The organism is Streptomyces sp. NPDC005262, from assembly GCF_042872425.1.
Classification (GTDB): Bacteria; Actinomycetota; Actinomycetes; order Streptomycetales; family Streptomycetaceae; genus Streptomyces.
In genome coordinates this window covers 258,752-273,065 of record NZ_JBIAKK010000003.1, presented here as the reverse complement: position 1 = coordinate 273,065, position 14,314 = coordinate 258,752, and the positions used below count along the sequence as shown (strand labels likewise).

Annotated in this window: 11 protein-coding genes; 7 read left to right on the top strand and 4 right to left on the bottom strand. The window is 69.7% G+C overall.

The window, feature by feature from the left end; genetic code table 11:
* The first annotated feature begins 227 nt into the window (after positions 1-227).
* Positions 228-644 (top strand): MerR family transcriptional regulator, encoded by a 417-nt coding sequence (locus tag ACFYP5_RS11130; protein ID WP_389033520.1) that lies wholly within the window; start codon positions 228-230, stop codon positions 642-644.
* Positions 645-717: 73 nt separating this feature from the next.
* On the opposite strand, the gene ACFYP5_RS11125 is transcribed toward ACFYP5_RS11130, so the two are convergent.
* Complete coding sequence (locus ACFYP5_RS11125; protein WP_389033517.1) at positions 718-3,099, bottom strand: phosphoketolase; 2,382 nt, start codon at positions 3,097-3,099, stop codon at positions 718-720.
* The gene (locus ACFYP5_RS11120) at positions 3,096-3,761 is read right to left on the bottom strand and encodes an amidohydrolase family protein (protein ID WP_389033514.1); all 666 of its coding nucleotides are present in this window, start codon (positions 3,759-3,761) and stop codon (positions 3,096-3,098) included. The genes ACFYP5_RS11125 and ACFYP5_RS11120 overlap by 4 nt, the downstream gene beginning before the upstream one ends.
* 731 nt (positions 3,762-4,492) lie before the next feature.
* On the opposite strand from ACFYP5_RS11120, the gene ACFYP5_RS11115 reads away from it, so the two are divergent.
* Together ACFYP5_RS11115 and ACFYP5_RS11110 are read left to right on the top strand one after the other, a co-directional pair.
* Positions 4,493-5,071, top strand: a complete 579-nt coding sequence (locus ACFYP5_RS11115) for a carboxymuconolactone decarboxylase family protein (protein ID WP_389033512.1) — start codon at positions 4,493-4,495, stop codon at positions 5,069-5,071.
* On the top strand, positions 5,068-5,919 hold the full coding sequence (locus ACFYP5_RS11110) for an RNA polymerase sigma-70 factor (RefSeq protein WP_389033510.1): 852 nt from the start codon (positions 5,068-5,070) through the stop codon (positions 5,917-5,919). The genes ACFYP5_RS11115 and ACFYP5_RS11110 overlap by 4 nt, the downstream gene beginning before the upstream one ends.
* A 273-nt stretch (positions 5,920-6,192) precedes the next feature.
* On the opposite strand, the gene ACFYP5_RS11105 is transcribed toward ACFYP5_RS11110, so the two are convergent.
* Positions 6,193-6,633, bottom strand: a complete 441-nt coding sequence (locus tag ACFYP5_RS11105; RefSeq protein WP_389033507.1) for a helix-turn-helix domain-containing protein — start codon at positions 6,631-6,633, stop codon at positions 6,193-6,195.
* Between the two features lie 350 nt (positions 6,634-6,983).
* On the opposite strand from ACFYP5_RS11105, the gene ACFYP5_RS11100 reads away from it, so the two are divergent.
* The 4 genes from ACFYP5_RS11100 to ACFYP5_RS11085 all read left to right on the top strand — a co-directional run bounded on the left by ACFYP5_RS11100 (position 6,984) and on the right by ACFYP5_RS11085 (position 11,913).
* The gene (locus ACFYP5_RS11100; protein ID WP_389033504.1) at positions 6,984-7,973 is read left to right on the top strand and encodes a D-cysteine desulfhydrase family protein; all 990 of its coding nucleotides are present in this window, start codon (positions 6,984-6,986) and stop codon (positions 7,971-7,973) included.
* A 241-nt stretch (positions 7,974-8,214) separates the two neighbouring features.
* Positions 8,215-8,838, top strand: a complete 624-nt coding sequence (locus tag ACFYP5_RS11095) for an RNA polymerase sigma factor (protein ID WP_389033502.1) — start codon at positions 8,215-8,217, stop codon at positions 8,836-8,838.
* A 2-nt stretch (positions 8,839-8,840) separates the two neighbouring features.
* The gene (locus ACFYP5_RS11090) at positions 8,841-9,932 is read left to right on the top strand and encodes a CU044_5270 family protein (RefSeq protein WP_389033499.1); all 1,092 of its coding nucleotides are present in this window, start codon (positions 8,841-8,843) and stop codon (positions 9,930-9,932) included.
* A 199-nt stretch (positions 9,933-10,131) separates the two neighbouring features.
* Positions 10,132-11,913 (top strand): FUSC family protein, encoded by a 1,782-nt coding sequence (locus tag ACFYP5_RS11085; protein WP_389033497.1) that lies wholly within the window; start codon positions 10,132-10,134, stop codon positions 11,911-11,913.
* A 35-nt stretch (positions 11,914-11,948) separates the two neighbouring features.
* Here the strand turns inward: ACFYP5_RS11085 and ACFYP5_RS11080 are convergent, their stop codons facing one another.
* A complete protein-coding gene (locus ACFYP5_RS11080) occupies positions 11,949-14,282 on the bottom strand; it encodes an FdhF/YdeP family oxidoreductase (RefSeq protein WP_389034445.1) in 2,334 nt (777 codons plus the stop codon).
* Between the last annotated feature and the right edge of the window lie 32 nt (positions 14,283-14,314).

Sequence of the window (14,314 nt, the reverse complement as noted above, 5' to 3'; positions counted from 1 at the left end):
TCACTCCTCGTGCGTGCAGCGGTTTCCGGTGGCACGCACCCGTACATGACCTGGGACCCCGGTTCTCGCCCGGAGCAGTTGGTGCGGCGCGGCCACGTGCCAACCGTGCCTCCTGGAGCGCGCTCCAGGTCAAACGGAAGCCGTGCCGGCCGTGATGCTGCGCGGCCGGCGCCACCGGTTACGACGTCACTTGACCTGGAGCGCACTCCAGGTTGCATAGTGGTGGGGTGAACGAGGTGATATTGCCCGACATATCCGCCAAGGTGCCGTCCGAGGGGCTGCCCATCGGGGAGGCGGCAGCTCTCTGTGGTCTGAGTATCGACACCTTGCGCTACTACGAACGCGAAGGCCTGACGCTCCAGCCCGCGCCGCGCTCGGCGTCCGGGCGCCGCCGTTACGGAGCCGACGACCTGGCGTGGCTATCCGGGCTCGTCATGCTGCGGGAGACGGGCATGCCGATCGCGGACATCCGGCGGTACGCGGCGCTGGTCCGCCGGCAGGGAACCGACGCCGAACGGCTGCAGATTCTCGAACAGCACCGCCGCGAGGTGATCGCGCGCATGGAACAGACGCGGAAACACCTGGCCGCGATCGACCGGAAGATCGCGGCGTACCGCAACGTCGTCGGAACACACGAACCGTGACACCCGGACGCGTACCTTGCCGCCGACGCGGCTCGCCGCTCTCATGCCGACGGCGCGAGTCAGGTGAGACGTGTCACGACGACCAGGTCCATTGGGCGATTTCGGGCAGGTCTTCGCCGTGTTCGCGGATCCAGTCGTGGTGGCGACTGCGGGCGTCCGCCATGGCCTCCCGGGTGGCGGCGGCCCGGGCACCGAGGTGGGGAACCCGGTCGATGACGTCCATGACCAGCCGGTAGCGGTCCAGGTCGTTGCGCACCACCATGTCGAACGGCGTCGTGGTGGTGCCGGACTCCTTGTAGCCCCGCACATGCAGGTGCGGGTGGACGGCCCGCCGGTAGGCGAGCCGGTGGATCAGCCACGGGTAGCCGTGATACGCGAAGATCACCGGCCGGGACGTGGTGAAGACCGCGTCGAACTCGACGTCGGGCATACCGTGCGGGTGTTCCGTCGCGGGCATCAGCCGGGTCAGATCCACGACGTTGACCACCCGGAACATCAGGTCCGGCAGGTGACGCCGGAGCAGGTCGGCCGCGGCCAGCACTTCCTGGGTGGGGACATCACCGGCACAGGCCAGGACGACGTCCGGTTCACGCTCGCCGTTCTCGGTTCCGGCCCACTCCCAGATGCCGACGCCACGTGCACAGTGGGCACGCGCCTGATCCATGCTGAGCCAGTCGAAACAGGGTTGTTTGCCGGCGACCACGACATTGACATAGTCCCGGCTGTGCAGCACGTGGTCGGCGATGGACAGCAGGGTGTTCGCGTCCGGGGGCAGATAGACGCGCACCACTTCGGGGCTCTTGTTGAGGATGTGGTCGACGAAGCCGGGGTCCTGGTGTGAGAAGCCGTTGTGGTCCTGGCGCCACACGTGTGAGGTGAGCAGGTAGTTCAACGAGGCGATCGGCGCGCGCCAGGAAAGCTGACGAGAGGTGTGCAGCCACTTGGCGTGCTGGTTGACCATGGAGTCGACGATATGGACGAACGCCTCGTAGCACGAGAAGAGACCGTGACGGCCGGTGAGGAGGTAGCCCTCCAGCCAGCCCTGGCAGGTGTGTTCGGAGAGGATTTCCATCACCCGGCCGTCCCGGGCGAGGTGTTCGTCGGTGGGCAGCATCTGCTCCTGCCAGGCATTGCCGCTGGCTCCGTAGACCGCCTGGAGTCGGTTGGACGCGGTCTCGTCGGGGCCGAACAGACGGAAGTCCCTGCGCTGGGCGGTATCCGCCATGATGCGCTCCAGCATCCCGCCCAGGACGCGGGTCGGCTCGTGCTGGGTCGTCCCCGGCTTGTCGACGGGCACCGCGTAGTGCTCAAGCGGCGGCACGGGAAGGGTACGCAGGATCCGGCCACCGTTCGCGTACGGGGTGGCTCCGAGGCGGCGTTCGCCCTCCGGCACGCACGCCAACACCTGCTCGGTGGGACGCCCGGTGGGGTCGAAGAGGTCCTCGGGACCGTAGGAACGCAGCCATTCCTCCAGCTGAGCAAGGTGAGCGGGGTTCTCGCGGACGGCGGGAAGCGGGACCTGATGGGCGCGCCACGTGCCCTCCACCGGCAGGCCGTCGACCTCGACGGGGCCGGTCCAGCCCTTCGGCGTGCGCAGCACGATCACCGGCCAGCGTGCCCGACGGCGCTCTCCACCGTGGCGGGCGGCGTGCTGGATGGCGCGGATCCTGTCCACGGCGGTGTCCATCGCGGCGGCCATGGCACGGTGCACGGCCGCGGGGTCGTCACCGCTGACGTGGAGCGGTTCGTACCCCAGCCCGTGCATCAGCTGATCGAGTTCGTCCTCGGGGATACGGGCCAGCACGGTGGGGTTGGCGATCTTGTAACCGTTCAGATGCAGGATGGGCAGCACCGCGCCGTCGTGGACGGGGTCGAGGAACTTGTTGCCGTGCCAGGAGGCCGCCAGCGGGCCGGTCTCAGCCTCGCCGTCGCCGATCACACAGGCGACCAGCAGGGCCGGGTTGTCCAGCGCGGCTCCGTAAGCATGGGCGAGCGAGTAGCCCAGTTCGCCGCCCTCGTGGATGGAGCCGGGGGTCTCCGGTGCGACATGGCTGGGCACGCCCCCGGGGAAGGAGAACTGCCGGAACAGCCGCTCCATCCCCTCCGTGTCCCGGGTGACGTCCGGGTACGTCTCCGTGTAGGTGCCCTCCAGCCAGGAGTTGGCCAGCACCGCGGGGCCGCCGTGCCCGGGGCCCCAGATGCACAGCACGTCCTGGGCGCGGTTCTTGATGATCCGGTTGAGGTGCGTGTAGACGAGGTTGAGCCCGGGAGAGGTGCCCCAGTGGCCGAGCAGCCGTGGCTTGATCTGCTCGGTGCGCAGTGGCTCGGCCAGCAACGGATTCGCCATGAGGTAGATCTGCCCGGCGGAAAGGTAGTTGGCGGCGCGCCAATGGGCGTCGAGAGCGGCTGCCTCCTGGTCGGTGATCGTGCCGACCGAGTCCGGAGCGGTGGTCATTCGTGCCTCCGTCTGCGCGGTGAAGGGGGTGTTCCCGCCGGTACCCGATGCAGCGGGTCACAGGCGTGAGCCTGCGGGCTGTTAACGCCGAGCTGCCGCCCGGCGCCCGGAGCAGCAGGAGCCCGATGGCGGGGAGGAGCGCCCAGGCGTCGTCGGGCAGCTCCCTCCCGCACGATACGAGCGCCGACACCCCGGGACCCCGCGGACCTGCGGCCGTCGGAGGCGAAGGCCGCCCGCGCGCGTCCGATCGAACGTTCCGAAGGGGCGGAAACATCAGCGCCGGTACCTGCCGAGTGGCCCGGTGCGGGCGGCGCTGCCCGGTTCACCTCCGGTGTCATGTGTGCCGACGAAGCGTCCGGGACGTGTCCAGCGTGCGCATTTCCCGGCCCGGCGGCACCCCTGGCGGGACCGAATGGGCGACGACGTCCGTCGCGGCGGGAAGGTCCGATCGGCGGCCGCCCGACGGGACGGGTCAGGTGCTCGGGTCGCGGTGGGTGGGGTGCCCCGTCGAGGACCGTGAGCAGCACGGGCAGCTCGGGCAGGTCGGTGGCGGCAGTGGTGAGCGGGTCGTCGGCGAGGACCGTGAGGTCGGCACGGTGGCCGACGGCGATCCGGCCGGCCTCGTGCTCCTCGCCTGCCGTGAGGGCTGCGTTCACGGTCATGCCCTGGAGGGCTTCCAGGGCGGTGAGCGCCTGTTCGGGGCCGTGGACGGCACTCGAGGTCGCGAGGGAGCGGCCGGGGGAAGTACGGCCACCACCCGGGACGCCTGAGCCGGGACGGGATGGAGGAGGGGCCGGTAGCCCTGTGCTCAGAGACCGCCGGACAGGGGCGATGGTCCGGTCAGGGTCGGCGCAGGGTTGACCCGGCGATCACCACACCCGACCGCGATCCGCTGCCCGCCCGGCACGCGGCCCGCACCGGAGACCTCTCAGAGCAGGTCGATCTGCGAGACAGTTCTGACAGACTGCAGAGGTGGATCCGACGCCCGGTCAAGCCGCAGTCGCGGTCGCACGACACGGCTGTCCGAAGGGTGATCGAGGACATCGTGTCGACGGGCCCCTGGGCGATGCGGGGCCCGGGGATCCGCGGCACTGCCGTGGCGCTCTCCGACATCGCGTCCGGTCTCGTTCATGAGCCATGAGGTCATCCGGATTGCGTCGACGTGGATCTGTGCCGGGGCGGCCCACCCCGACGTGCCACGCCGACAGTCCGTTCGAAGGCGGCGCAGACGATGGGGGACCGTCCGTCGTGCCTCCGCTCGGTGGGGCGGGCTGGGTGAGGAGCTCAAGGTGCCGAGCTCTCGAACGACTCCTCAGCCCAGTTGTCACATGTGCGGGTCCGGCGGTGTCTTCATGCCGAACCTCGACACAGGCAGACCTACAACGAGTACACCATGACGCCACGGGTCCCGAAGGCTGAGCTCCCCGCCGAACTCCGCGAAAACATGATCAAGCAGCTCGGTGCCGTGCCCGAGCCCGTCGAGGTGCTGTGGAACAACCCCGAGGTCGCCGAGGCCAACCAGGAGTTCTCGGCCAAGGTAGGTGCATGGGACGCAGCCGACGCGAGTCTCAAGACGTTCGCGCACATGGCCGTCGCCGCACAGGTCGGCTGCAGTTGGTGCCTCGACATCAACTACTTCCACGCGCTGAACCAGAAGCTGGACCTGGCCAAGGCGAGCCAGGTACCGCGCTGGCGGCAGTCGGAAGTCTTCACGCCGCTGGAGCGGGACGTACTCGAGTACGCCGAGGCCATGACGAACACGCCGCAGACCGTCACCGACGAGCTGTCGAAGCGTGTGCTCGACCGGCTCGGCCCGGCGGCGCTGGTCGAACTCACCGTGTTCATCGGCTTCGCCAACTTGGCGACCAGGTGCAATACGGCGCACGGGATCACGTCCCAGGGGTACTCCGATGGCTGCGAGATTCCGCTGGCCGGTCGTCCTGAGCGTTCCGGCGTGGCGTCGCCGGCATGACCGAGGACCCGTACGTCGCCCATCGCAGCCTGCTGTTCACGGTCGCCTACGAGATGCTCGGGTCGGCGGCCGATGCGGAGGACGTGCTGCAGGAGTCCTGGCTGCGGTGGGCCGACGTCGACCGTTCGCAGGTGCGGGACCCGCGGGCCTACCTCGTCCGAACCGTCACACGGCAGGCGCTCAACCGTCTGCGGGCGATGTCGCGCCGCCGTGAGGACTACGTCGGCGAGTGGCTGCCGGAACCGCTACTGACCAGCCCTGACGTCGCCGAGGACATCGAGCTCGCGGAGAACGTCTCGATCGCGATGCTGACCGTGCTGGAAACGCTCGGGCCGACGGAGCGGGCGGTGTTCGTGCTGCGCGAGGTCTTCGACATGCCGTACGGCGAGATCGCCCAAGCCGTCGGGAAGTCCGCGGCCGCGGTGCGGCAGATCGCGCGCAGGGCACGGGAGCACGTGGCGGCCCGGCGGCCGCGGGTGCAGGTGAGCCGGTCGGAGCAGCAGGCCGTGGTGGAACGGTTCCTGGCCGCGCTGCGCACCGGTCAGTTGCAGGAACTGCTGGACGTCATGGCACCGGACGTGGTCCTGATCGCCGACGGCGGCGGGATTGCGGCCGCCGCTCCGGCTCCGGTCCACGGGGCCGAACTCGTGGCGAAGATGCTCGCTCGCCCGGACCGGGTGGTGTCGGCCGTGTGGCTCAACGGCGCGCCTGCGGGTCGGATCGAGATCGACGGCCGACTGGCCGCGGTGAGCCTCGTGGTGGAGAACGGGAAAGTCACCCGGATCCACGCGATCGCAAACCCGCGGAAACTGACCCGGCTCGATGAACCGGCCGAACTCGCCAGGTAGGCCCGTTGCTGTCTGGCGTCGTGTGTGTTCCGGACGGTCGAAACGCCCGGAACACACACGACCGCACAGTGGCCGGACATCGAATCACGCTGCGGGCCGACGCGGCCGGTACGGTGACCCGGCCCGCGACAGGCTCACTCGCCGCGGCGCCGGGCGGAGCACAGTATGTTGACCGCGGATCGCGAATTCCGGGCGCTTCCCGATGGAAGACGAGCGCCTTGTCGTGGTCGTCGACGGCGACGAAGCACTGCCGAAGCCTGATGTCCACGCAGCTCAGGACGGGCGGGCAGCGTGCTTCGTTTCTCCGTTCATGATCGGTTCCGCGTTCCTGATCGGTCGCGTGAAGATCTTGGCGATGCATGCCGGGACGGCCGCGTCCTGCTCGTGCGGGCGCGCCCGGTACGCGCTCGGGCTCTCGCCCACCAGCTCGGTGAACCGCGAGCTGAACGACCCCAGCGACGTGCACCCGACCGCGAAGCAGACCTCCGTCACCGACAGGTCGCCGCGCCGCAGCAGGGCCTTGGCCCGCTCGATCCTGCGGGTCATCAGGTAGCTGTACGGCGTCTCCCCGAACGCGGCGCGGAAGCTGCGGGAGAAGTGGCCGGGCGACATGTGGGCCGCGCGTGCCAGCGCAGGGACATCGAGCGGCTCCGCGTAGTCGCGGTCCATCATGTCGCGGGTCCGGCGGAGCCGAACCAGGTCCGGTAGCGTCACCGGACCAGCATCGCACGGCCGTCCTGCGATGCGGCACCGTCGCGGTGGGACAGGGCGTACGCCACCCGGCGCGGGGCACCGCCCATCCCCTCACGCCGCCGCACCGGACGCCGCGGGCCGGTCTTCGAAGATCCGCCGCATCGTCGGCTCCCTCACTTCGGCGACTCGGCGACTCGGCGCACGAGCGCGGTGACCTCTTGTGGCCCGGTGGCTGCGCTGCCATGACCACTGTGTGCGTGGGCTCCAGCCACGATCCGCGATGTCGAACACCGCCGACGTCGGGGCGGTTGCCACCGTGGGAGCATGATCCGCAGACACACGCACGGCGGCGCAGACGGAAAGCGGTGGCGATGACCTCGGACAGCCCTACCTCGCAGCGAGCAGTGTTCGGGACCTGGCCGACCCCGCTCGAGCCCATGCCACGCCTCGCCCGGGCAGTCGGCCTCGGCGCGGGCGACCTGTGGGTCAAGCGTGACGACCTCACCGGCCTGGGTGGCGGCGGGAACAAGGTACGCAAACTCGAGTGGACCTGCGGCGCAGCGCTCGCCGACGGCGCCACGACTCTTGTGACCACCGGTGCGCCGCAGAGCAACCACGCGCGTCTGACCGCCGCGGCCGGCGCCCGGCTGGGGCTCGACGTCGTCCTCGTGCTCGCCGGCGCACCGGGATCGTCGACGTCCGGCAACCTCGCACTCGACGCTCTCTTCGGCGCCACGGTCGTGTGGGCCGGTGATGTCGACGACGAGGCGCTCGACTCCGCTGCCGAGCAGGTGGCGGAGGAGCTGCGGAGGAGGGGAGCCGTCCCGGCGCTGATCCCCTTCGGTGGTTCCAGCGTGCTGGGCGCTCGCGGTTACGCCGAGTGCGGGCGTGAGCTCCTCGTCCAGGCTCCCGACCTCGCGACCGTCGTCGTCGCGGTCGGCTCCGGTGGCACCATGGCCGGACTCCTCGATCCGCTCGGGTCCGCGCGCGTGCTCGGCGTCCATTGCGGTGCCGTGACCGATCCTGCCCGGACCGTGTCCGAACTGGCCTCCGGCCTGTCCGGCACACACTGCGCGCCGGACACGTTGCGCCTGCGGTCGGATCAGGTCGGCGACAGCTACGGCACATTGACCGAAGCGGCCATGGCCGCACTGACCCTGACCGCCCGCACCGAAGGCATCGTGCTCGACCCGATCTACACGGGACGCGCGATGGCCGGCCTGATCGCCGCGATCGAGGAAGGAGACGTGGCGCCCGGCCGACGCACGATCTTCCTGCACTCGGGCGGTATGCCCGGGCTCTTCGGTCACGCCGCGACGCTGGCGGAACTGGAGCAGGCACTGACCCTCTCGAATCCATAGCCGCCAGGTCACTGCTCGCCGTCCGAGGTGCACCGGCGACGGCAGCTTCGAGCCGGCTCATCTGCCGGGACCAGCGCCGGCCCGCAGTCCTCGCCCATCGCACTCACCCCCGCCAGTTCGCCAGCGCAGGAACGGTCGTAGTCGTCAGCGACGCCCATCGGCCTGCCGGTCCGTGCGACTGTGACGCACGTCTCGGGAACCCCGTACTCGGAACCGACAGCTGACTGATGTGACGACAACTATGCGAGCGCGTATTCGCGCAGGGGATCCGCAGGCCTTCGCGGAGCTCTTCGACGAGTACGCGCGAATCCTCTACAACCACGCCTTTCGGCTGACCGCGGACTGGGCGGCGGCCGAGGACGTGGTGTCCGCGACGTTCATGGAGGCGTGGCGGGGCCATCAGCGGGTCGACGCCGACGGCGGCAGCCTGCGCCCCTGGCTCCTGGGCATCGCCACCAACCTGGTCCGCGCCCAGTCGCGCAGCAACCGCCGCTTCAAGGCGGCGGCTCTCGCCGCCGCCCGAGCGGAGACCGAGGTGGCCGATCACGCCGACGAGGTCGCCGGCCGGATCGATGACCGCCGGCGCCTGGCCGCCACCGCCACCGCTCTGGCCGGGCTGCGGCGCGCCGAGCGCGAAGTGCTCAGCCTGTGCCTGTGGCAGGGCCTGGACTACGCCACCACCGCCCAGCTCCTCGGCGTTCCGGTGGGAACGGTCCGCTCCCGTCTCTCCCGGGCCCGGACCAAGCTGCGCAAACTCGCGGATACGGAAATGCAGGCAGATTTCCGGGAACCCCGGCCTGCGGATCGACAGGTAAGAGGAGACCGCAACATAGCGGCCCGGCCCGTCCAGGAAGGAACCCGGTGAACATGAGCCAGTCCCGTCTTACGCCTGATGAATGGCAGGAGACAGCACGTCTGGTCTCCCTCGACGAAGCCGACTTCCCCGCGGGCCGCCACGCCTTCCACAGGGAAGAACTGATGAACTTCATCGAGCAGGACACGCAGTCGGCCGCTCGGGCCACCGCACCCACTCCCGCGGCGCCCGCGCGTCGACGCCGGTTCATCCGGCCCTTGATCGTCATCCCGGCCGCCGCCTGCTCGCTGGCGGTGATCGCTGCCGGTGTCCTCGTCTTCACCGGCTCCGGCGGCAGCGATGGATCCCCCCTCGCCGGGCCGGCGCTCACCACACAGGTCGGTGTGGGTACCGCCCAGGGTTTGCCGCAGCTGCTCAACCAGATCTCACTCACCGCGGCGAAGAGCCCGGCGGCCACCGTGCGCGCGGGGCAGTACGTCTACATCGAGAGCCAGGTCGGCACCACCTACGAGAAGACGGTCGGCGACAAGACCACCGTGGTCGGAGATCGCATCCACCGCCGACAGACCTGGCGCTCGACCGACGGCGCGAAGGGCTGGCTCATCGACCCGGCCGTCTCCCCGCCCGGCGGCGAGACCATCGACCCCGTCAACGAGAAAGGCGAGATCGAACCCGCACGGCTGGGCAGCCCGTCGTACGACTATCTCGCCACCCTGACCACCGACCCCGACGCACTTCTGGCGAAGATCTACAAGGAGACCGAGGGACAGGGCAACAGCCCCGACCAGCAGGCATTCACCACCATCGGGGACCTCCTCAGCGAATCCATGCCTCCTGCAGACCTCAGCGTCGCCCTGTTCAAGACCGCGGCCAAGATCCCCGGCGTGGTCCTGGTCAAGGATGCCGTGGACGCGGCCGGCCGCCACGGTGTGGCCGTCGCGCGGCTCGACGAAACCTCCGGCGCCCGCACAGAATGGATCTTCGACGCCAAGACCTACACCTACCTGGGCGAGCGCACCATCCAGGTTCGCCCCCACGGCGGCGACTCCGGGAAGATCGAGCCCGGCACCATTCTCTTCACCTCGGCCATCACCGTGCGACAGGCTGTCGACGAGATGAAGCAGCTTCCGTCCTCCGCCGCGTAGCACCGCGCTTGAACACGGGGGGTGTGCTTGCCTCAGAGTGCGAGGCAAGCACACCTCCTGGGCTGACCGGCCGCGGGTCTCGGACGGTGACGGGGAGTGGGTCGGCGCGAGTTGAGCACCGACGTACCGCAGACCCCCCGGCGCACCAGTGGATTCAGTGATCGATGACCCCCTCGAAGTTTGGTGATATATAGCGCATATGCCCCGTTTCCGTCCTCCGTTCCCTGCCGTGATGGGGAGCGGTCGGCGGCCTTCGGCGTCCCGTGTGGGGCGCGCTCTCTCCCCGCGTGGCGCACTCGCTCTGCAGAGCGTGGACGGTGCACTGTCCTTCGCTCTGCGCGCCGCGCTGGCCATGGCGTTGCCGGCGCTCCCGATGGCACTCGCCGGGCGGCCCGATCAGGCTGTCTACGCCATGCTGGGCTCCTTCACCACCACGTTCGGCCGCAACCTGCCTTACGCGCGTCGTGCCCGTGTCCTCGCGCTGGTCGCGGCGGCCATGACAGCGTGTGTGGGCTGCGGTTCTGCTCTCGCCGCGTGGGCCCAGCCCCGGGAGGGGGGAGCAGGCGCAGCAGTGGTGGTCGCGGCCATGGCAGTGGTGGCCGGTGCGGCGAAGCTCGCCTGTGACGCGGCACGTCTCAGCGGGCTCGGTGCGGTGTTGCTGCTCTTCTCCTTCGCCGTATCGGCCAACGGTTCGCCGGCCCCCGCCGACATCCTTCCCCAGACCGCCCTGGCCGCATCCGGGGCGGCCGTGGCCTGGGCACTGGCTGTGGCGGGGTGGTTCGTTCACCCGGATCGTCCGCAGCGTCTCGCCGTGGCTACGGCGTTGCGCGAGCTCGCGGAGCTGTTGGAGGCAACCGGCGCAGGGGACGGAAGCGGGCTCGCCCGGCACCGGGCGACAGCTGCTGTTCTGCAGGCGTACCGGACTCTGGGCCTCATGCCTCCGACGGCCACCGAGCGGGGCGGCCGGGGCGGAACGTGCGTGAGTCTGACCGACCTCTCCTGGTCGCTGCTGATCGGTTCCGCCCGTCGGCCACCCGATGACCCGACGGGTCTGGCGCAGCACCTGCGCGTCCAGGTCCGTCTGCTCGTCAGCCGTCGCCGCCGGATTCCGCAATTGCTTCCGGAGCTCTCACGCCTGTCCGTGGTCGCCCAGGCCGGCGTGGGCTCCGTGACGGGCCCCGAGCCGGTTCCGGCCGATCCCGCCACCCGGCGCGCCGCCGAACTGCGCGCCGCGGAACTGGTGTCGGGACAGCGCCACGGCGGCCCCGGTCACGCGTCGGTCCTGCTCGTTCCCGCCCTGCGGATGGTCCTCGGCACCGGACTGGCGGGAGGCATGGCCCTTCTCCTGGGCCTCGGTCACGGCTACTGGGCGGCGATCTCCGCGGCCGCGGTGCTGCACTCGATCAACGTCCGTACCGCGGCGCAGCGAGCCGTCCAGCGCACCTTGGGCACAGTTGCCGGACTGATGCTCGCTCTCGGCGTGCTGGCGGCGCGCCCCGATCCCGTGCTGTTCGTCCTCGTGATCGTTGTCCTGGAGTTCATGCTGGAGTACGTCGTGGCCCGCAACTACGGTCTCGGCGTCGTCTTCCTCACGCCGCTGGCGCTACTGCTGAGCGACCTGGCCTCGCCCTCACCTGTCGGAGCCCTTGTCCAGGACCGGGCGCTGAGCAGCATCCTCGGGATCGTCAGCGGTCTGGGCTGTGCGCTCCTGGTGGTCCATGACCGTGCCGCGGTCCGAGCAGAGCGCGCGTTGGCCGCGTGCAGGGAGGCGTCCGAGCGTGCGGAGCATACGTTGGACGACCGCTTGGAGCCGTCGTTCCCGATCGTCCAGAAGCACCTCGCTGCAGCCGTGGTGGAGTTGCGTGAGGCCGATGACGCCGCGGCGGGCGAGCTCTGGCCGGCGGAGATCGATCCCACCGAATTCGCCGCCGCGGAGCAACGTGCCTACCTTCTCCTGGAGCGGCTCGTCCGGTGGCGGTGACGCTACGTGGAGCTCCGCCGTGCGTGCTCCCGCGCTCAGGCGGCGGGGCCGATGGTGACCTTGACGTGTTTCATGATCGGCTGGTCGCTCTGGGTGCTGTAGTCGCTGAGCGCGCAGAGCACGTTCATCTCGGGCATGTAGCCGGCCGCGCAGCCTCGGGGGATGTTGTAGGGGATGGCGAGGTATCCGCTGAGGGATCGCTGACTGCCGTCCTTCGCGGTGCTCGTGATGTCGACCGGGCCGAGGTCGGCGATACCGCGCTCGCGCATGTCGCCGCGGTTCATGAAGACGAGCGTGCGCAGGTTCTTGACGCCCCGGTAGCGGTCGTTGTCGGAGTAGATGGTGGTGTTCCACTGGTCGTGGGACCGCATGGTGCCCAGCGCCAGGGTGCCAGGGGTGGGGACTACGTCGGGCAGGGCGGCGGTGGAGAACTCGGCGCGTCCGGACGGGGTGAGGAACACGAGCTCACGGGCGGGCTGCTTGATGCGGAAGCCGAGGGGCAGGCGCACGCGGCGGTTGAAGTCCTCGAAACCGTCGAGGACCTGGGCCATGGTGTCCCGGATGCGGTCGTAGTCCTCGATGTACCAGTCCCAGGGCGTGGCACTGTCGGGCAAGGCCGCCCGGGCCATGCCGGCGATGATGGCCGGCTCGGACAGCAGGTGCGAGGAGGCGGGGCGCTTCATCCCGATCGAGAGGTGGACCATGCTCATCGAGTCCTCGACGGACGTGCTCTGGATGCCCTTGCGCTGGTGGTCCTTCTCGGTGCGGCCGAGGCACGGCAGGATGAGGGCCCGGCGGCCGTGGACGATGTGGCTGCGGTTCAGCTTGGTGCTCACCTGGACGGTGAGGTCGCAGTTGCGCAGCGCCGCGTAGGTGTACGGGGTGTCGGGCGCCGCGAGGGCGAAGTTGCCGCCCATGCCGACGAACACCTTCACATCGCCGCTGTGCATGGCCTTGACCGTGTGGACGGTGTCCAGGCCGTGCTCGCGGGGCGGCTCGATGTCGCAGACCTCGGCGAGGCGGTCCAGGAACGCGTCCTCGGGGCGGTGGTCGATGCCGCAGGTGCGGTTGCCCTGGACGTTGCTGTGCCCTCGGACGGGGGAGGGGCCCGCTCCTTCCCGGCCCAGATTGCCGCGGAGCAGAAGCAGATTGACGATCTCCCGGACGGTGTCGACGCCGTGCTCGTGCTGGCTGATGCCCAGGCACCAGCTGACGATGCTGCGGTCGGCCTCCTCGTACACGCGCGCCGCTTTGAGGACGTCGGCGCGGCTCAGCCCGGACTGGTGCTCGATCTCCTCCCACGGGGTGGCCTCGCACAGCGCGCGGTATTCCTCGAAGCCGGCGGTGTGGCGGTCGATGAACTCCCGGTCCAGAGCCTTGGGGTCGGATTCCGACTGCTCCAGGATCGCCTTGGCCATGCCGCGCAGCAGGGCCATGTCGCCGCCGATACGCGGCTGCAGGTTCAGCGTGCTGGTACGGGTCGTCTTGAAGAGGGCCATGTCCGTGAAGTCGTGCGGGACGATGGTGCGTGTGGCCGCCGCCTCGACCAGCGGATTGATGTGCACGATCTGGGCGCCGCGGTGGTAGGCCTCGGCAAGGGCCGTGAGCATCCGGGGCGCGTTGGACGCGGCGTTGACCCCCAGGATGAACAGGGCGTCGGCGGTCTCCCAGTCCTGGAGGTCGACGGTCCCCTTACCGGTGCCCAGGGACGCATAGAGCGCGCGACCGCTGGCCTCGTGACACATGTTGGAGCAGTCCGGCAGGTTGTTCGTGCCCAGTTCACGGGCCATCAACTGGTAGAGGAAGGTGGCCTCGTTGCCGAGCCGGCCGGAGGTGTAGAACGATGCCTGATTCGGGTTGTCCAGCTCGCGCAGAGCACGGCCGACCACCTCGAACGCGTCCTTCCAGCTGATCGGGACGTAGTGGTCCGAATCGGGGTCGTAGACCATCGGTTCGGTCAACCGGCCCTGGTTCTCGAGGTCGTAGTCGCTCCACCCGGACAGCTCGGTCACCGAGTGGGCGGCGAAGAACTCGCGTCCGACCCGCTTGCGGGTCATCTCCCAGGTGACGTGCTTGATTCCGTTCTCGCAGATGTCCAGGTGCAGCCCCTTGGTGTCGTCCGGCCACGCGCACCCGGGGCAGTCGAACCCGGTGTTCTCGTGATTCATCCGCATGATCGCCCGCGGACCGTCCACCAGCGCGCCCTCGCGTACCAGGAAACGGCTCACGCTCTTGGCCGCGCCCCAGCCCGCAGCGGGGTGGTGGTAGGGGCGAAACTCCGGATTCCCCTCGGGGGCGGGACCCACTTGGGGCTCCAGGCGTTCCTGCTCATCACTGTCGGCGCTCAAGTCTCTCGGCCCTTCCACCATGTGGGCGTGGGGTGACAAAACGATACTTTCGG

Excerpts from the sequence above, each read along its gene's own strand:
- ACFYP5_RS11115 (WP_389033512.1), top strand. The coding sequence starts at position 4,493 with ATGACGCCACGGGTCCCGAAGGCTGAGCTCCCCGCCGAACTCCGCGAA.
- ACFYP5_RS11080 (WP_389034445.1), bottom strand. The coding sequence starts at position 14,282 with ATGGTGGAAGGGCCGAGAGACTTGAGCGCCGACAGTGATGAGCAGGAA.
- ACFYP5_RS11095 (WP_389033502.1), top strand. The coding sequence starts at position 8,215 with ATGCGAGCGCGTATTCGCGCAGGGGATCCGCAGGCCTTCGCGGAGCTC.
- ACFYP5_RS11085 (WP_389033497.1), top strand. The coding sequence starts at position 10,132 with ATGCCCCGTTTCCGTCCTCCGTTCCCTGCCGTGATGGGGAGCGGTCGG.
- ACFYP5_RS11110 (WP_389033510.1), top strand. The coding sequence starts at position 5,068 with ATGACCGAGGACCCGTACGTCGCCCATCGCAGCCTGCTGTTCACGGTC.
- ACFYP5_RS11100 (WP_389033504.1), top strand. The coding sequence starts at position 6,984 with ATGACCTCGGACAGCCCTACCTCGCAGCGAGCAGTGTTCGGGACCTGG.
- ACFYP5_RS11120 (WP_389033514.1), bottom strand. The coding sequence starts at position 3,761 with ATGACCGTGAACGCAGCCCTCACGGCAGGCGAGGAGCACGAGGCCGGC.
- ACFYP5_RS11125 (WP_389033517.1), bottom strand. The coding sequence starts at position 3,099 with ATGACCACCGCTCCGGACTCGGTCGGCACGATCACCGACCAGGAGGCA.
- ACFYP5_RS11090 (WP_389033499.1), top strand. The coding sequence starts at position 8,841 with ATGAGCCAGTCCCGTCTTACGCCTGATGAATGGCAGGAGACAGCACGT.